The organism is Mesorhizobium sp. M0898, assembly GCF_040319695.1.
Taxonomy (GTDB): domain Bacteria; phylum Pseudomonadota; class Alphaproteobacteria; order Rhizobiales; family Rhizobiaceae; genus Mesorhizobium.
This window is the reverse complement of record NZ_JAMYOE010000050.1, coordinates 15,407-32,612: the sequence shown is the minus strand read 5'-3', so window position 1 is coordinate 32,612 and position 17,206 is coordinate 15,407. Positions and strand designations below refer to the sequence as shown.

19 protein-coding genes are annotated in these 17,206 nt (G+C 63.6%); 9 read left to right on the top strand and 10 right to left on the bottom strand.

Features of this window, described 5'->3' with window-relative positions:
• Positions 1–101: 101 nt before the first annotated feature.
• Both NKH90_RS30035 and NKH90_RS30030 read right to left on the bottom strand, forming a co-directional pair.
• Positions 102–959 carry an EamA family transporter gene (locus NKH90_RS30035; protein ID WP_352822739.1) on the bottom strand — a complete coding sequence of 286 codons (858 nt, stop codon included), beginning with the start codon at positions 957–959 and terminating at the stop codon, positions 102–104.
• The gene (locus tag NKH90_RS30030) at positions 956–1,570 is read right to left on the bottom strand and encodes a nitroreductase family protein (RefSeq protein WP_352822737.1); all 615 of its coding nucleotides are present in this window, start codon (positions 1,568–1,570) and stop codon (positions 956–958) included. The genes NKH90_RS30035 and NKH90_RS30030 overlap by 4 nt, the downstream gene beginning before the upstream one ends.
• Positions 1,571–1,680: 110 nt before the next feature.
• On the opposite strand from NKH90_RS30030, the gene NKH90_RS30025 reads away from it, so the two are divergent.
• The 6 genes from NKH90_RS30025 (at position 1,681) to NKH90_RS30000 (ending at position 7,669) form a co-directional block, all read left to right on the top strand.
• On the top strand, positions 1,681–2,682 hold the full coding sequence (locus tag NKH90_RS30025) for a LysR family transcriptional regulator (protein ID WP_352822735.1): 1,002 nt from the start codon (positions 1,681–1,683) through the stop codon (positions 2,680–2,682).
• 30 nt (positions 2,683–2,712) lie between these two features.
• Complete coding sequence (locus tag NKH90_RS30020) at positions 2,713–3,486, top strand: FadR/GntR family transcriptional regulator (RefSeq protein ID WP_352453268.1); 774 nt, start codon at positions 2,713–2,715, stop codon at positions 3,484–3,486.
• Between the two features lie 207 nt (positions 3,487–3,693).
• On the top strand, positions 3,694–4,686 hold the full coding sequence (locus NKH90_RS30015) for a substrate-binding domain-containing protein (RefSeq protein WP_352542459.1): 993 nt from the start codon (positions 3,694–3,696) through the stop codon (positions 4,684–4,686).
• A gap of 125 nt (positions 4,687–4,811) precedes the next feature.
• The gene (locus tag NKH90_RS30010; RefSeq protein ID WP_352822731.1) at positions 4,812–5,921 is read left to right on the top strand and encodes an ABC transporter permease; all 1,110 of its coding nucleotides are present in this window, start codon (positions 4,812–4,814) and stop codon (positions 5,919–5,921) included.
• On the top strand, positions 5,918–6,769 hold the full coding sequence (locus NKH90_RS30005; protein ID WP_352542457.1) for an ATP-binding cassette domain-containing protein: 852 nt from the start codon (positions 5,918–5,920) through the stop codon (positions 6,767–6,769). The genes NKH90_RS30010 and NKH90_RS30005 overlap by 4 nt, the downstream gene beginning before the upstream one ends.
• Before the next feature lie 30 nt (positions 6,770–6,799).
• The gene (locus NKH90_RS30000) at positions 6,800–7,669 is read left to right on the top strand and encodes a polysaccharide deacetylase family protein (RefSeq protein WP_352503161.1); all 870 of its coding nucleotides are present in this window, start codon (positions 6,800–6,802) and stop codon (positions 7,667–7,669) included.
• 12 nt (positions 7,670–7,681) lie between these two features.
• Here NKH90_RS30000 and NKH90_RS29995 read toward each other — a convergent pair whose 3' ends face one another.
• From NKH90_RS29995 to NKH90_RS29970, 6 genes are all read right to left on the bottom strand, one after another.
• Complete coding sequence (locus NKH90_RS29995) at positions 7,682–8,776, bottom strand: Gfo/Idh/MocA family protein (RefSeq protein ID WP_352822727.1); 1,095 nt, start codon at positions 8,774–8,776, stop codon at positions 7,682–7,684.
• A gap of 32 nt (positions 8,777–8,808) precedes the next feature.
• Positions 8,809–9,621 (bottom strand): ATP-binding cassette domain-containing protein, encoded by an 813-nt coding sequence (locus tag NKH90_RS29990; RefSeq protein WP_023675815.1) that lies wholly within the window; start codon positions 9,619–9,621, stop codon positions 8,809–8,811.
• A 32-nt stretch (positions 9,622–9,653) separates the two neighbouring features.
• A complete protein-coding gene (locus tag NKH90_RS29985) occupies positions 9,654–10,769 on the bottom strand; it encodes an ABC transporter permease (RefSeq protein ID WP_352456268.1) in 1,116 nt (371 codons plus the stop codon).
• A 147-nt stretch (positions 10,770–10,916) separates the two neighbouring features.
• Positions 10,917–11,885, bottom strand: coding sequence for a rhizopine catabolism ABC transporter substrate-binding protein (locus NKH90_RS29980; RefSeq protein ID WP_023675817.1), 969 nt, complete (start codon positions 11,883–11,885; stop codon positions 10,917–10,919).
• Between the two features lie 67 nt (positions 11,886–11,952).
• Positions 11,953–12,252 (bottom strand): hypothetical protein, encoded by a 300-nt coding sequence (locus NKH90_RS29975; protein ID WP_352822724.1) that lies wholly within the window; start codon positions 12,250–12,252, stop codon positions 11,953–11,955.
• Between the two features lie 54 nt (positions 12,253–12,306).
• Positions 12,307–12,927, bottom strand: a complete 621-nt coding sequence (locus NKH90_RS29970) for a ChbG/HpnK family deacetylase (protein ID WP_352822721.1) — start codon at positions 12,925–12,927, stop codon at positions 12,307–12,309.
• 362 nt (positions 12,928–13,289) lie between these two features.
• On the opposite strand from NKH90_RS29970, the gene NKH90_RS29965 reads away from it, so the two are divergent.
• The 3 genes from NKH90_RS29965 (at position 13,290) to NKH90_RS29955 (ending at position 15,148) form a co-directional block, all read left to right on the top strand.
• Entirely contained in the window at positions 13,290–14,078 is a 789-nt protein-coding gene (locus NKH90_RS29965) for a DegT/DnrJ/EryC1/StrS family aminotransferase (RefSeq protein ID WP_352822719.1), read from the top strand.
• Positions 13,987–14,535 (top strand): Rossmann-fold NAD(P)-binding domain-containing protein, encoded by a 549-nt coding sequence (locus tag NKH90_RS29960; protein ID WP_352822717.1) that lies wholly within the window; start codon positions 13,987–13,989, stop codon positions 14,533–14,535. The genes NKH90_RS29965 and NKH90_RS29960 overlap by 92 nt, the downstream gene beginning before the upstream one ends.
• Before the next feature lie 169 nt (positions 14,536–14,704).
• Entirely contained in the window at positions 14,705–15,148 is a 444-nt protein-coding gene (locus NKH90_RS29955; RefSeq protein WP_352465254.1) for an SRPBCC family protein, read from the top strand.
• Between the two features lie 31 nt (positions 15,149–15,179).
• On the opposite strand, the gene NKH90_RS29950 is transcribed toward NKH90_RS29955, so the two are convergent.
• Together NKH90_RS29950 and mocR are read right to left on the bottom strand one after the other, a co-directional pair.
• Positions 15,180–15,545, bottom strand: coding sequence for a GFA family protein (locus NKH90_RS29950; protein WP_352465253.1), 366 nt, complete (start codon positions 15,543–15,545; stop codon positions 15,180–15,182).
• Positions 15,546–15,738: 193 nt separating this feature from the next.
• Entirely contained in the window at positions 15,739–17,205 is a 1,467-nt protein-coding gene (gene mocR, locus NKH90_RS29945) for a rhizopine catabolism transcriptional regulator MocR (RefSeq protein WP_352740684.1), read from the bottom strand.
• Position 17,206: the final 1 nt, after the last annotated feature.

The window sequence follows — 17,206 nt, the reverse complement described above, 5'->3', positions numbered from 1 at the left end:
CGACCGCGAAGACGACCGTGCTCCCGGCAAACGACACCTCAATACAAATTTGGGCTTGCATTTCGGTCCGCGATTAGACGACTGACCCACTACCACCGGGCTCAAGCCTCGTTGCGACTAGGCCGTTGAGCCAGCCAGATGCTGCCGATGACGAAAACGACGCCGGCGATTTGAGGCAAGGTCAGTGTCTGATCCAGGAATACCCATCCAAGCAGCACGGCGGTCACCGGGCTGAGGAAAAGCAGCGATGACACCACCGAAGATTCGAGTCGCGCAATGCCCCGGAACCAGAGGACATAAGTCAGCGCCGCACCGATCAGGCCGAGCCACACCAGTCCAAGCAGGTTGGCCGCGGTCGGGAACGGGATGGGTGGTTCGAAAAGCAGGACCACCGGAACGAGAAGGAGACCACCGGCGGTCAGTTGCCATGCCGTAAAGGCGAGCAGCGATGCTGGCGGCTGCCACTTGCGGCTCAACACGCTTCCGAAGGCCATTGAGGCCGCCCCGGCGAGGCCGGCGGCAACGCCGACCGCATCGAGCGTCGCGTTCGGGGTCAGCACCAGCAATGCAACACCGGCGATCCCGACAAGGGCGGCGAGGATCGCCAACCGGCGGACAGGGCTGGCAAGCAGGGCAGCAGCGAGGAAAATCACAATCAATGGCTGGACCGACAGCACGGTCGCCGCGACCCCGCCCGGAAGCCGGTAGGCGGCGACAAACAACATGCTCAGGAAGATCGAGATGTTGAGGGCTCCGAGGACGAAACTGCGCAGCCACCAGATGCCCATCGGCAGTTGCCGAACGATCGCCAGCAGCAGCAATCCGGCGGGCAGGGCTCGCAGCATTGCGACCGTCATCGGCGAGAAGTTCGGCAGGAACTGCGTGGTGACGATATAGGTGCTGCCCCATATCGCGGGTGCGATGGCTGTAAGCAGCAGATCGGAACGGTGCGTCTTCATAAGATTTCCAGAACTTCGGCAAGAGGGCGGCGCGGCTTTTGCGGCCAGTTGCCGGGCGCGGCGCGGCCGACCGCGATGAGCATCACCGGCATTTCATTGCGCGCAAGGCCAAACTCGCGGGCCACGCCTTCGGCATCGAAGCCTGCCATCGGACCGGAGACGAGCCCCAGCGCTTCGGCCGCGAAAATCAGCGTTGCGGCGCCAAGCGTTGCCGAGCGCACCGCTTCGTCGCGGGCCGCTAGAGGATCGGCATATTGGGCGCGGCCGCCCTCCCGCCAGCCCGAAGCCATATCCACCGGCATGAAGCCGGCTTCGACGAAAGGACGCAGCCTGGCATTGAGGGCAGCGTGGTCGGGCAGTACGCCGCAGATTATGAAGGTGACGGCGGCGTCCTGCACCTTGGCCTGGCCATGGGCGAGGCTGCGCAATCGTGCCTTTGCTTCCGGCGTCCGCACCGCGATGAACCGCCAATTCTGAAGGTTGTAGGCGCTTGGCGCGCGCGTTGCGAGACGTGCCAGTTCCTCGATCTCGGCATCCGTCAATTCGTGCGAGGCATCGAACCGATTGGCCGACATGCGGCGCTCGATAAGGAAAATTGCGGGGTTGGTCATCATGTCATTCCGAAACTGAGAAAGTCGTTCGGGAAGCAGATAGAGAATTTACCAAGAAGCGATAATATGCAACAATTGGAAGACATTATTTACTGGAAGAGAATGGTGCGATGGATCGCCTGACGGCGTTGCAGGTTTTCCGCCAGGTGGCGGAACTGAACAGCTTTGCCGAAGCCGGACGGCGGCTCGGTCTCTCGCCTCCCGCTATCAGCAAGAACATCGCCGAGCTGGAGGCGCATCTGGGGGTGCGGCTCATCAACCGGACAACGCGGCGCATGGCGCTGACCGAAGAGGGCAGGATCTACCTGGAGCATGTCACGCAGGGGCTCGATGCGCTGGCCAGGGCCGACCAGGTGCTCGGCCCGATCAAGACGGCGCCGAGCGGCACGTTGCGGGTCAGCGCGCCGATGACTGTCACGTTGACGCGGCTTTCGGCTGCCATCCCCGCGTTTCTATCGCGCTATCCCGATTTGAAGCTCGATCTGCACCTTGACGACAGGCGCGTCGATATCGTGCGGGAGGGATTTGACCTTGCCATTCGCGGCAGCGACAATCTCGAGGATTCCAGCCTGGTCGCCAGAAAGCTTGCGGTCATGCCGCACGTGCTTTGCGCAGCTCCGTCCTACTTTGAGGAGCATGGCCGGCCCAAAACGCCTGCCGATTTGAAGGCGGCCAATTGCATCCGGTTCAGCCTCTCGGGGCATGCGGACATATGGGAATTCCGCAAGGACGGCCGCGTCGAGCGGATCGCCATCGACGGACGATATACGGTCTCGTCGAGCCTTGCCGTGCGCGATGCGCTGCGTGCCGGCTTCGGCGTCAGCCTGATCCCTTATCCCTATGTCGAGAGCGACCTGAAAGCAGGCCGGCTGCAATCGGCTCTGGATGACTGGGACAAGGTCGAAACCACGCTCTACGCGGTCTATCCGGCACGGCAGCATCTTGCCCCGAAAATCCGCGTCTTCCTTGATTTCCTGATCGAGGAATTCAGCCGGGACAAAGAGAAGCCGTTCGTGCCTCCCCGGCGTGAACGCTTGGCAAAGCGCGGTGTCGGCGAGGGGACGAAGGCGGAAAATCAAGCTGAGATATTGCCGTCGATTTCATCTCCTTGACACGCCTCCAAATCCGGACTTTGTGGAGCCATGCAGGACGCGAAGCCGAATAAGGGAAAGACAGCGGCCGAGGCGTTCGCCGAACGCACGAGCGGTATCCGCCGGGCCGATGCGGCGCGCATGCCGGGCTCGAGCGTGCATGCCTCGCTCGCCAACGAAATCGGGCTGAGGATCGTGCGCGGCGATTATCCGCCGGGAACCATCCTGCCCAATGAGGCCAAATGGTCCGAGACCTTCGACGTCAGCCGCTCGGCGGTGCGCGAGGCCATAAAAATGCTGATGGCGAAGAGCCTGCTGTCGTCACGTCCCAAAATCGGCAGCTGGGTCGAGCCGAAGGAACGCTGGAACCTGCTCGATCGCGACGTGCTGGCCTGGTACGCGACCTCGCCGGACCGCGAGGTGTTCCTCAGAACCGTGCAGGAATTCCGCCACATCATCGAGCCGGAGGCAAGCGCTTTTGCCGCGATGCGGCGCACCGACGAGCAGATGGCCGAGATCAGCCAGGCCTGCCGCGAGATGGGCGAGGCGACCAACCTGCAGGAGCGGACGCGCGCCGACACGCGGTTTCACCTCGCCATCCTGCGCGCCTCGGGCAACGATCTGCTGGTGCCGCTCGGCGTGCTGATCGAATCGGCATTCGATCATCTGTTTGCTTATACCACGCGGGAACTCGACGATTTGCAGCATGCGCAGAGGCTGCATGAGGCAATCGAGAAGAGCATCCGCCTGCAGCGGCCGGACGCGGCGCGCAATGCGGTGCGCAAGCTGCTGGCCAATACCGACAGCGTCATCAAGTCCAGGTAACGGCCGCCACACATTCAAACAGTCGGATTGTGTCGGTGCGGCCGCCGATGGTGCGCGCTTGACCAATGTTTGCCGGCGAGGTTTCGGCACGAATGGTTCCCGTCAATCGATACGAAATGGGTCTGTTTGACGAACCGGCTGCCGATTAGCTTCCAGATGCGCAAGTCGCTTGGGTCGACCTTAACAACAAGCATAGGGGAAATCGGCATGAGCATGAAAAATGGGCTATCGAAAATTGGCTTCCACGTCAGCCGGGTTGTCGCCATTTCGGCGGTGGCCTTGCTGCCGGTCTTCGGCGCGGCGGCCATGGCGCAGGACAAGGATATCTCGATCTATTTTGTCGGCTGTGCCGCACCGACGGGCTTTCATGGCTATCTGGCACGCGGCGCCGAGGAGGCCGGCAAAAACCTCGGCGTGAAGGTCACCTATATTTTCCCGGATCAGCTTACCATTCCAAACCAGGTGCAGAAGATCGAGGAGGCGATCGCCGCCCAGGCCAACGGCATCGCCATCTGCGCCTTCGCCGAGGATTCGTCCTATGCCGATGTCGCCGCGCGCGCCAAGGAAGCCGGCATTGCCTTCGGCAGCGCCGCCGCGCCGCCGTCCGGCTCGCAAGTGCGCGATCCCAACGATTTCTTCCTGTTCCGCACCGGATCTGATGAAGCGGCGGCGGGCAAGTTGACGGCGCAGCGACTGGTCTCGATGGGCGTCAAGGGCCGCGTCGTGGTCGCCAATCAACAGCCGGGCGACGCGAGCTGCCAGCTCAGGGCGACGTCGCAGATCGATGAGCTCAAGAAGGCCGGCATCGAGGCCGACTTCCTCGAACTGACCATGGATCCGGGCCAGCAGGCGGAAGCGCTGTCAAATTACCTGCGCGTGCACCCCGATACGGCCGCAGCCACGAGCACATGCGACGTGATCGATGGTTTCCTCTCCGCCAAGGCAGATAGCGGCCGGGACGACCTGGTGCTCACCGGCTACGACATCGTCGCGCAATCGCTCGATGCGATAAAGGATGGCCGGCAGGCGTTCACCATCGACCAGCAGCAGTTCTGGCGCGGCTACATGCCTGTGCTGCTCCTGACCCACTACCTGAAATACGGCCTGATCGAAGGTAACTACTTCCTGACCGGTCCGACGGTCGTCGACAAGGACAATGTGGAGCGCGTCTCGGCATTGGTGAAGGAGGGCTATCGCTGATGCACGCCGCCCAAAAGTCCATCAGTGGTTTTTGGACGACAGCAAAAACCTAGCACGCGTCCAGGACGGGCGGCCAAGCCGCCCGTTCGCCATCTTCGTGGCCACTCTTGTATCGGGGTGACGGCATGAACGAACAGCCCGGGCCGAATGCGGCCAACAAGCCTTCCTCCCGTGTGGTCGCCGGCGAGGCGCTGAGACGGCTGATGCTGCGGCCGGAGGCGACGTCGATCGCGGCCGTCGTCATCCTGTTCCTGGTCTTCACCGCGCTCAGCCCGCAGCTTTTCCCCACCAGGCTGTCCTACATCAGCATCATGGCCGTCGCGGCCGAACTCGGTATCGTCAGCGTCGGCGTCACGCTGCTGATGATCGGCGGTCACTTCGACTTGTCGGTGGGCGCGGTGCTCGGACTCACCTCGTTCGTCTGCGTGGTGCTGATGCGCGACTTCGGCCTGCCACCGATCGTCGCCGCGCCGGTCGCGGTGGCCGTCGGAGCCGCGCTTGGCTGGGCCAACGGCATGATCGTGGTCAGGTTCCGCATCCATTCCTTCGTCGTGACGCTCGGCACCATGCTGATCTGGCGCGGCATACTGATCGCGCTGACCGGCGGCTTTCCGATGACGGTCGCCATTCCGCCTGGATTCAAGGCCATAATGGCGGGTCCGCTGCTTGCCGGCTTTCGTATGTCGATGCTGTGGTTCCTGGCAATCGGGCTGGCAGGCACCTTCCTGCTGGCGCGCACCAGGTTCGGCAACTGGATCCAGGCACGTGGCCAGAACGAACAGGCGGCGCGCAATCTCGGCGTACCGGTGGACCGCGTCACCGTCATCCTGTTCATGATCACATCCGCGCTGGCAGCCATCGCCGGCGTCATCCAGGTTGCCCGCTTTTCCTCCGTCGACGCATTGCGCGGCGAGGGCATCGAACTGCAGGCGGTAGCCGTTACCGTTATCGGCGGGACGCTGCTGGCCGGCGGCTACGGCAGCGTCATCGGCACCATTCTCGGAGCCGTCACCTTCGGCATGATCCAGGTCGGCCTGGTGCTGGCAGGCGCTCCCGGCCATTTCTTCCGCACGCTCACCGGCATCATTGTCGTCGGCGCGGTCATCCTCAATACCTCGGTGGCGCGCCGCATCGCCAAATCCAGGCCGATGGGCGGCTTCAAGCGCGACAGCAGTGCTGCCGACGCGGCGATTGCCGGCAACGCCGCAACGGCGGCGAAGGAGAAGACGCGATGAGCGAGCCGTCTGGCCTGGATGCCCAGCGCGGGGCCCGGCTGCCGGCCGGCAGCGGCTCCGACGACCTGACCCTTCGCCGCCCTCCGGTCGAGCCGGTCGCTGCCGGCGCGGTGCCGGTGATCGAGGCTGTCAACCTGTCGAAAGGGTTCGGCGCCACCACCGCGCTGGTCGACGTGTCGCTAAGCGCCTATGCCGGACGCATCCTGGCGCTGCTCGGCGACAACGGCGCCGGCAAATCGACCTTGATCAAGATCCTGTCCGGCGTCTTTCCGCCGGACAGGGGAGAATTGCGCTTCAACGGCGAGAAGGTGGCTTTCGCCAACCCGGCTCAGGCGCGCGAACGCGGCATTGCCACGGTGTTCCAGGACCTTGCCGTCTGCGAATTGCTGTCGGTCACACGCAATGTCGTGCTCGGCCGCGAACCGCTGAAAGGTTTCGGACCGTTCAAATGGCTCGACATGAAACGCGCCGACGACATGGCGCGCTCGGCGCTGCATCAGCTCGGGGTGCGCTGGGAACGCGGCCTGGACGAACGCGGCGTCAACATCTCCGGCGGCGAACGCCAGTCCCTGGCAATCGCAAGAGCCATGTTCTTCGGATCGTCGCTGCTTGTGCTGGATGAGCCTACGTCGGCTCTGGCCGTGCGTCAGGCAGGCCGGGTGCTCGAGCACATTCTCAGGGCACGCGAGCAGGGCCAGGCGGTCATCCTGATCACCCACAATTTCCGTCACGCGCTCTCGGTGGCCGACGATCTGGTGGTTCTGGCGCAGGGGCGCGTGGCGGGCCGGTTCCGGCGTGACGAGATCGAGCTCGACGAATTGACCGACCTCGTTGCCCGTGTCGGGTGAGATGACAATGCAGCAGTTCAGGAGCAGGAAATGACCGTAAAGACCGCAAGGAAGCGTGTCGTCATCCACGAGGACGACGTCGGCATGAGCCATGGCGCAAATGTCGCGTTTTTCGAACTGTCGAAGTTCGGCACATGCAGTTCCGGTTCGGTGATGGCGCCATGCCCGTGGTTCCCGGAAGCCGCTCAGATCGCCGTCGCCAATCCCGATTTCGACCTCGGCGTGCACTTGACGCTGACCAGCGAGCAGAAGCCGTATCGCTGGCGTCCGCTGACCAACCCGCCCAAATCGGCTGCGATGACTGACGAGTTCGGCTATTTCTGGCCGACCGTACCGCAGGCGCGCAAAGCCCATCCCGATGCGGTGGAAGCGGAACTGCGTGCGCAGATCGAATGCGCCATCGCTGCCGGCATCGACATCACCCATCTCGACGCTCACATGGGCACGGCGCAGATGCCGGAATTCATCGCCATCTATCGCAAGCTCGGCCGGGAATACCGGCTGCCGGCGCTGCTGGTGAAGGACCTGTCGGGCTACAACCCGGCGAGCTATGCCGGTGAGCTGGACATTGCCCGCTACGATGCCGAAATCGTAAAGGCGCAAGCGGCAGGCGAACCGGTGTTCGACATCGTTCTGGAAACGCCTTGGGCGCGCAAGACGGATGCGCAGACGGCCTACCACGCGATGTTTGCCAGAATCCCGGAGGGGTTGAGTTTCCTGTCGCTGCATTTCAACACGGTAGGCGATTTCGAGGCGATCAATCCTCCGGATGCCCATCTGCGGACCGAGGAATACGCGTTGTTCAAGACGGCGCGCGTCAAGGCGTGGATCAGCGAGTTCGACATCGAAGTGATCGGCATGCGCGGCATGCGTGATGAACTGCGCGCCGCCAAGATCTGAAAGCCGACGATCTTATGAGGCCAGATGCCGCCGGGTCAGCCCGATCAGCAGCGCCTGGTCGCGGGCGGCGTGTTCGGGCGGGTTGACGACGGCATCGCCATTGACGATCGCCGCCCAGAAGCCACGCATCTCCTCGACGAAGGCTTCGGCGTAACCGGCCCGCAAATCTTTCTTCGACAGCGTGTGACCGTCCGAGGTCGTCACCGTCAGCCGGGTCGGATGATGGTTGAGCCAGGGCGAGGGGAATTCGAGCTCGAGGCTGGCATCGTCGAAGAACAGCGTGATCCGCTCCTTGTAGTCGGCGAGCTTGGGCACGGTGAGATGCGTCATGGTCCACAGTGCCTGCCCGTCCAGCAGCCTGACGGCGCCGTGGCCGCCGTCGCCATTGGCAAAGATCTGCGCGCCGACGACCTCGCCGTCCGGCACGCCGAGCGCATCGAGCAGGCCATGGACGGCATTGACATCGTGAATCAAGGCCGAGCTGTAAGCGCCGGTAAATCCACGGAAAGCGAGATCGGTCAGATGCACGCCGACGGCCTCTTCGACCTGGCGCTTCTGCTTGGCGGCGACAGTGGCGACCATGTCTTTTGGGATATCGGTACCGCGCCTGTAGGGCTGATGGGCGATGAACGGCCAGGCGTCGGGATCGTTTACCTCCACCGAGACCGCGCGCAGCCTGCTCGATGTTCCAGGCAGCGAAGCGAGCGCCAGCCGGTAATTCGGATCGAAGCGCTTCATATAGCCGACCTGAACGATTTTCCTGGCGGCATCGCGCGCGGCAACGATCTCCAGGATTTCCGCCAGCGAATAGCAGAGCGGCTTTTCGCAAAAGACATGCAGGCCAACCGCCAGCGCCGCCAGCACCTGTTCGTGATGCAGCGGGTCCGGCGAGCCGATCACCACCGCGTCGAGGCGCTGGTCGAAGAGCTGGTCGATCGTTTCGAAATTGGCAATGCCATGGGTGTCGGTGACGAACTGCCGCGAAATCCTGGAGGGATCGGCGACGCCGACCAGCTCGAACAATTCACCGAGGCGCAGCAGATTGGGGATGTGCTCGACCTGCGAGATCATGCCGGCGCCGACGACCCCGACGCGTATCCTGCTCATTGGATCATTCCCCGCAATGTCCGATTGTCAGCTCAAGGCGCCGCAGGCGGCCGGTTGCCGATCTGGGCGAGCAGGCCGGCAATCTCCGCCTCGACCGCTTTCAGATCCTCGCCGCCCGACATGATCGAGATGACCTCGTCGCGCGAAATCTCGGACTTGGCGTAGGTGCCGCGATTGCGGCCGCGGTTGAGCAGCGTGAAGGTGTCGCCGACCGGATAGGCATGGTGGATGTTGTGGCTGATGAAGATCACGGCCAAACCCCGCATGCGTGCTTCGATGATGAACTTCAGCACCATCGCCGCCTGGTGGACGCCGAGTGCGGACGTCGGCTCGTCGAGAATCAGCACGCGCGCGCCAAAATGCACGGCGCGGGCGATCGCCACCGACTGGCGCTCGCCGCCCGACAGCGTGCCGACGGCCTGCGTCGGATCGCGCACGTCGATGCCGATATCGGCCATCGCCTGCCTGGCGATGGTGTTGGCGCGCTCTTTGTCGATGCGCGAGAAGGGCAGGCTGCTTTTGGTTGGCTCGCGGCCGAGGAAGAAGTTACGGGTGATCGACATCAGCGAGATCATGCCGAGGTCCTGGAACACCGTTGCCACACCGAGCTCCTGCGCGTCGCGCGGGCTGCGGAAGGTGACCGGCTTGCCGTCGACCAGGATTTCGCCCTTGCTCGGCCGATAGACGCCGGACAAAACCTTGATCAGCGTCGACTTGCCGGCGCCGTTGTCGCCGAGCAGGCAGTGGACCTCGCCCGGATAGACCTTGATGTCGATGTCCTGGAGCGCGCGCACCGAGCCGAAATTGACGCTGACGCCGCGCAGTTCCATTGCTGGTTCGGTCATTTGGGCCGGTTCGGTCATTTGGGCCGGCTCGGTCATTTGCCACCTCCGCGGCCGAGCGCCTTCAGCCTGATGTAGTTGTTGACCAGCACGGCCATCAGGATGACGATGCCGAGGAAGACCTTGAACCAGTCGGTGTCGATGCCAGTGTAGAAGATGCCCATCTGCACCAGCCCGAAGATCAGCGCGCCGAACAGCACGCCATAGACGGTGCCGTAGCCGCCGGTGAGCAGCACGCCGCCGATGACGGCGGCGATGATCGCCTCGAATTCCTTGAGCAGGCCGCGCGTGGTGTCGGCGGAGCCCGCCTCCATCACCTGGATGGTGGCAAGCAGCGTCGCCGCGCAGGCGGTGTAGACGAACAGGCTGATCTTGACGCGATCGACCGGCACGCCGACGTTGCGGGCTGCGATCAGGTCGCCGCCGGTGGCGAAGATCCAGTTGCCGTATTTCGTCTGGGTGAGCACGTAGCCGGCCAGCGCCGTCAGGCCGAGCCACCAGACGATCGACATCGGAATGCCGGCGACGAACGGTATGCCGTCGCTGCGGGTGGCGATCCAGCCTTGCGCGCCCATCCAGTGGAACAGGCCGGTGAGCAGATGGCCGTTGAAAATGCCGGCCGTCGCCGGATCCGGTGCGCCTTCGAGGATGTAGGGGATCTGGGTGCGGCCGGTGACGGCGCGGGTGATGCCGATCGACAATCCGCGCAGGATATAGAGGGTGGCGAGCGTGACGATGAAGGAGGGCAGGCGCGTCTTCACCACGATCAGGCCGTTGAGATAGCCGGTGAGGATGGCAACGGCGAAGGCACAGGCGATGCCGCCCCATAGCGGCAGGCCCCAGTACTTCACCGTCAGCCCGATGACGACACCGGCAAAGCCGACCATGGAGCCGACCGAAAGATCGAACTCGCCGGCGATGATGAGGAGTGCTGCCGCGGTGGCGACGATGCCGAGCTCCGCCGACAGCGTCAGGAAGGTCATCGATCCCTGCAGCGAATAGAGGTTTGCCGCGCCCGGCAGCAGCGCAAAGATGATGATCGTCGCAAGCAGCCCACCGGCGGCACCGGCTTCCGGCCGGCGCAGCCACTGGGTCAGCTTGCCGGTGCTGGCCAGCCGCTCGTCGGCGCCGGCGGCCCGCTTCGACGTCATGCCGAAGCGGTCGGTCGCCTTCAGTTCGCCCGGAGATATAGCCTTGTCTTCCACGACCGCCATTAGGCTCTCCAATCGCTCAAATCGCAATCTTCGAAGGAACGGGAGAGCGCTTGGCGCATTCTCCCGTTCCGTCGGAGCGCTTGCCTAGCGGATGCCCTCTTTGGCGAGCGCCAGGATCGCCTTGGCTTTTTCCGGCGAGTCGATGAACAGCGGTCCGGTATAGGCGTTGTTCTGCGGCCAGAAGCCGTGCGTCGCCTGCTCGACCAGATAGATCACCGGCAGATAGCCCATCAGATATTGCTGGGCATCCATGCCGAAGCCCATTTCGCCGGCCACGACCGAATCGAGGACCTCCGGGCTGATGTCGAATGTGTAGAGCTTGAGCTTGCCGAACAGTTCCTTGTCGCGGAACATCGGGATCAGCGGGTTGGCGGCGGTGGCGCCGAGCGCAAAGACGGCCTGCGTGTCGGGATGCGCCGACAGATAGGCTTCCGTGCGGCGCTGGATGTCTGCGGGATCGGGCGCCACGGCCAGAACCTCGGTGCCGCCGCCGGAGGGCTTCAGCCCGTCATTGAGGCCCTGGCAGCGCTGGTCGAGGCTGACATTGCCGACCTCGTGGTTGATGCAGACGACCTTGAGCGTGCCTTCCTTGGCCAGCCGCTCGCCGGCCTTCTTGCCGGAATCATATTCGGAAACGGTGCCGACATAGAGCGTCGTGCCGAGCTCGGCGCCTTCCTTTTCGCCGGAATCCAGAACCACCATGGGAATATTGGCGGCAAGCCCGGATTTGACCGATTTGCCGAGCGCATTGGCGTCGGCGATGGAGACGGCGATACCGTCCGGCTTGGTGGCGATAGCGGCGTCGAGAAGCCGGGCCTGCTCGACCACGTCGAAGACCTGCGGTGCGTAATATTCGACCTTGGCGCCGGTAAGGGCGGCCGCGTCATCGACGCCGCGCTTGACCACCGACCAATAGGGATCGGACGCCGACCCATGCACCACGAAGGTGATGCGGACGTCCTTCGGATCCTTGAGGCCCGCGGCATGCGCAATACCTGTCATCAGGCCCGCCGAAACGAAGGCGCCCAATGCCACTTTCAGAAGAGTTTTCATCTTATTCTCCCATTTGTCGTTGCAGTTCCAATCCCTCTGGCGCCGTTTTCCGGCCGCGACGATCGGCTCACGTCGCGGATCGGGTGGCCGCTTTGCGGGCCTTTGCCGACGCCAATCGCTGCTCGCCCGTGGTGTTGCCGCGGGCTGTTGTTGATAATCGCCCGGCCGAGAGCGCTACGCGAAGCTCCTCGCGCAACGGCTTCATGCCGATGACGTCGATCGGCTGTGCGGCGAGCCAGTCGCGAAAGCCCTGGTCGCGGAACAGTTCGTACTCTTCGGTGCGGATGTAGGCGGAGCGCGGCTCGATCAGCTCGAGTTCACCGGGCGCGTTGCAATGCAGGCAAAAGAAGGTCAGGCCGTCGCGCACACCGTCGATGAGCGCTTTGTAAGCCGGCTCGATCGGCCTGGAACGCGGCCGGCCCTAGGTCGTCTGGATGGCGGCGTCGAAAATGGCAAAGCCGCCGGCACGGGCCAGCGCCACGCCGCGCTGGAACGCCTCCTCGGTGACGCCGACCAGATTGTCGTTGGGGGAATAGGCGGACAGCGTCTTGGTCAGCAGCACGGGCAGTTGATATTCGAGCCCGAGCTTGATGTAGATGTTGCAGAATTCCGGCGACAATGCCGCTCCCATATGCGCGTCGAGATGGGTGACGTCGATGCCGGCGCGATAGGCGGTGTCGATCTGGGCGCGAAGCTCGGCCTCGACCGCCTGCGGCACCGCCTTGCGGCGCGTGGTCGCCACATCCGGCCACAAGAAGCCGAACTCGTCGGTCAAGCCGGCCGCCCGCGACGGCGCGGTCAACGGCCGCCATTTGTAGTGCTGCTTCTCGCTGTTCAGCGTAAGGTGGACGCCGAGGTCGAGGCCAGGGTTGGCGGCGGCGCTTTCGGCCATTTCGAGGAACCACGGGCACGGCACCATCACCGCGCCGGAACTGCAGACACCCAGCCCGCTCAATTCGAGGAAGGCGCTGTTGGCGCCGTGGCACATGCCGACATCGTCCTCGTGGAGTACGATCCGTTTGCTGGAGCCGGCGGCGTTCACGAACGGCCGCCTTTCCGCCGGCACGCCGGTTTCCAGGGTCTTCCAAAGTGTGTCCCGTATTTCATGGAACCAACCGTTTGCCCAACTGGCCGGAATGGAACGCCGAAACCTGCCTTTCCGACAGGGCCACTTTGGCGAATTCGGATGGGTACGATTTGCCTGCCGGCTGAGACACTTAGCTGCCGATTTCCCCAATCACGGTTCAAAACCAGTCATAGGAACCGTCTTCCGGGCGCAGATGGCTTGGTCGAATAGCGGCGGAGTGGTTCTTTCAAACCGTGCCGACAAGCCTACAGCTGTCCACACCATCAAGCGACCACATTATCAAGTGACCCACATTATCAAGTGACTGGAGGCCTGTCATGTACACCGCCGGCGAAGAGGAAATCGAAGCCATTGCCAGGGTGATCCGCTCGGGCGCGCTGTTTCGTTACGGCAAGGACAGCGAATGCGACCGCTTTGAGGCCCGCTATGCGCAGCATCTTGGCGTCGAGCATTTCGCGCTGGCCGCCAGCGGCACCTATGGGCTCGCCGCCGGCCTGATCGGCCTCGGCATCGGCCCGGGGGACGAAGTGCTGGTGCCGGCGCACACCTATATGGCGACAGCGACCGCGGTGCTGTCGGTCGGGGCCATTCCCGTCATCGTCGACATCGACGAGAGCCTGACCATCGATCCCATCGCCCTGCGCGATGCCATCGGGCCGCGCACCAGGGCGGTCATCCCGGTGCATATGTGGGGCGCGGCCTGCAACATGAATGCGATCATGGACATTGCTGCCAAGCGCGGCTTGCTGGTGCTGGAGGATGTCTGCCAAGGCATCGGCGGCGGCTATGAGGGCCGCAAGCTCGGCTCGATCGGCCATGCCGGCGCCTATTCCTTCAACTACTTCAAGAACATGACCTCGGGCGAGGGCGGCGGTATCGCCACCAGCGACCCGAAAGTGGCGGAGCGGGCGCGCTGCGCCATCGACCCTTGCCATTTCTACTGGCAGGGCAGAAGCGACAGCATCAAAACCCTTCGCCGGCATCGGCGCGCGTGCTTCCGAACTGATGGGGGCGATGCTCAACGTCCAACTCGACCGGCTGGACGGCATCATCGAGGCGATGCGGGTCGAGAAGAAGACGGTGCTGGCCGGTACCCGCCACCTTAGCAATCTTGGGCTGACGCCGTCGCCGATGAACAGCGCGGACGACGATTGTGCCGCACAGGTGATGTACCTGCTGCCGAGCGAGCAGGCGGCGCAGACTTTTTCGAAGACCATTCCGAGCGTCGTTGCCGGCAAGACCGGCCGTCACAATTTCACCCAGTGGGACCAGGTGCTGATGCATGAAGGCGCGCATCATCCGGCGCTCAATCCTTACGCACTGCCCGAGAACCAGGGCCTGCGGCTGGATTATTCCGACGACCTCGGCAAGCGCTCTCTCGACATCCTCAACCGCACCGTGATGGTCGCCATGAACCCGGCGCACAGCGATACCGACATTCAGGACATGATCCACAACATCGACGCGGCGGCGCGGGTGGCGCTGGAGAATGCTTCGCTCGATGATATCGAATTGCGCAAGGCGGCACCGGTTGATCTGCAGAAGTTCGACAGTGTGAACTAGACCAGATCCGGCGCGGTTTGCTACCCTGCGGTCGAGTTCCTTGCCCGGTGGCCGGCCGAGGATTCCGGCCGGCATAACCGGCCGCCAAAAAATCCGCAGGCCCGTGTCGGATAGGCCGGGCTCCGCTCGTCCTAGGGGGCATCGATCACCAACACGGAGGATTAACGATATGCCCGGCACCGTACGGCTGCACCGCGTTCTGACAACCAGCTCGGAGAAAGTCTACCGCGCGTTCCTTGAAGCGGATGCACTTGCGAAATGGCTTCCGCCGAACGGCTTCACCTGCACGGTTCATCACTTCGAGGCGAAAGTCGGCGGTGCGTTCAAAATGTCCTTCCGCAACTTCACCACCGGCGACAGCCACTCGTTCGGCGGCGAATATGTCGAGCTCGTGCCCAATGAGCGACTGCGTTACACCGACCGGTTCGACGACCCCAACCTGGCCGGCGAGATCGAGGTGACCGTGACATTGAAGAAAGTGTCGGTCGGCACCGAAGTGAATATCACGCAGGCAGGTATCCCAGACGCCATCCCGGTTGAGGCCTGCTATCTCGGCTGGCAGGAGTCGCTGCGAAATCTGGCGAAGCTCGTTGAACCCGAGATCAACCAGTAAGGTAAAGCGCTGCGCTGGCGGGTTGGCGTCGCTAACCGGAAACCCAGGGATGACGCCGGTCTTCCCACCCAACATGCGCCGGGGCCGGAAAGGCGGGATCGGCGAAGCAGCCGACCGCGACGGCGATCCATTCAGGCTTTCGCTCGGGCTCCCAGAAGACGCTCGAGCCGCAGCCCGGGCAGAAATGGAAAGTGACATGGTGGCCGCTCCGAGCTGATCGCCTGTAGGTACTGGCGTCGCCTTCGGCTTCTACCTTGTCGCGCGCAAAGAAGGCGGCGACGCCGTATGTGCTGCCGGTCCGTTTCTGGCAGTCGAGGCAGTGGCACTGTGCGACCAGCTGCGGCTCTCCGTTACAGGAGATCCTCAGTTGCCCGCAGGCACAGGATGCGGTTCTCATGGCAATCCTCATGGTTCAGATGAATGCGTTGCCCGCCAATACCGGCGGTGGGCATGCTTCTGGTTTTCGGGGAGGTTCGGCCTTGGGAAGCGCGCTTTGCGCGAACGCCGAAAACAAGGACCGACGCCCCATATTCCTAATCACTGCGGGCGACCGACTCAACCCCGCGGTGAACGAGATGGAGAGCCTGGCTCTAGCTTCTATCCAATCTTAGGAACGCGGCGCGCAACGCCAGAACGGCGCGCAGGATCTGGCGTTCGTCCATCGCCGCATAGCCGAGCAGCAGGCCGTGCTCGGGCTCAGTGGAATGATAGTTGATGGAGATGCCCTGAACGTCGAGCCCCTCCTTGAGGGCGGCGGCGACCACGTCGCTGTCCTTATAGGGCCTGACGAAGCTCGCCAGCAGCTGCATGCCGGAATCGTTTTCCGTGACGATCAGCCATTCGGCCAGATGCTCCTGGCACAGCTTGACGAAGTTCGCCTGCCGGCGCGCGTAGAGCCGGCGCATGCGCTTGAGGTGCGTGGCGAAATAGCCCTGCATGATGAAGTCGTTGACCGTTGCCTGCAGGATCAGCGGCGCGAACTGGCCGGTGATGCTCACCGCCCGGTCGAACGGAACCGACAATTCGCGCGGCACGATCAGATAACCGATGCGCAGCGCCGGAATCAGCGTCTTGCCGAAGCTGCCGATATAGACGACGCGGTCGGCATGGTCGAGCCCGCGCAGCGCCGGCACCGGCCGGCCGCGGAACCGGTATTCGCCGTCATAGTCATCCTCGACGATCCAGGCGCCGTTGCGTTCGGCGATGTCGAGCAGTTGCAGCCGCTCCTCGATGCGCATGATGGTGCCGAACGGCCATTGGCAGGATGGCGTCACATAGATTAGCCGCGGCGGCGGCAGCTCCGGATCGGCAAGATGCCAGCCGCGCCGGTCGACCTTCAACGGTGCCAGCTTGGCGCCGCTGGCGAGAAAGGCGCTTTTGGCGCCGAGATAGCCGGGCTCTTCCATCCAGACATGGTCGCCTTCGTCCATCAGCACGCGCGAGACCAGATCGAGCGCTGCCTGCGCACCGGTGACGATGATCACCTGGTCGGCGGTGCAACTGATGCCGCGCGACAGGCCGATGGTCGAGGCAATGGCCTGGCGCAGGCCGGGGTGACCGGCAAAGGAGAGATAACCAAGCAGACTATCGTCGCGGCTGCGTGCATTGCGCACCAGAAGGCTTGACCAGATGGTGAACGGAAACGATGCCGTTTCAGGCACGCCGGGATGGAAATTGATGACGCCGGCATTACGCGGCGGTTGCGGGCCGTTGACGATGGTCTGACCGCGCCGCGACAGCTTTTGCGGCGCTGCCAGTCCGGCGCGCAGGGATGCCAAGGGGCGGTTCTGCTGGATCGGCGCCACCCAGGTGCCCGATCCGGCACGCGCCTCGATAAAACCTTCGGCAAGGAGCTGGTCATAGGCGGCGATGACCGTGTTGCGCCCGACCTTCAGATCTTCGGCCAGCGAGCGCGTCGACGGCAGCAGCGTGTTCTGCGGGATCTGGCCGTCAAGAATGAAGCGTCGCAAGGCGCCGTAGATCTGACGATGCATCGGTTCTTCCGAAGCGCGGTCGACCGACATGATGTCGAGGGAAAGGCGCATGTGGTCGGGCAAG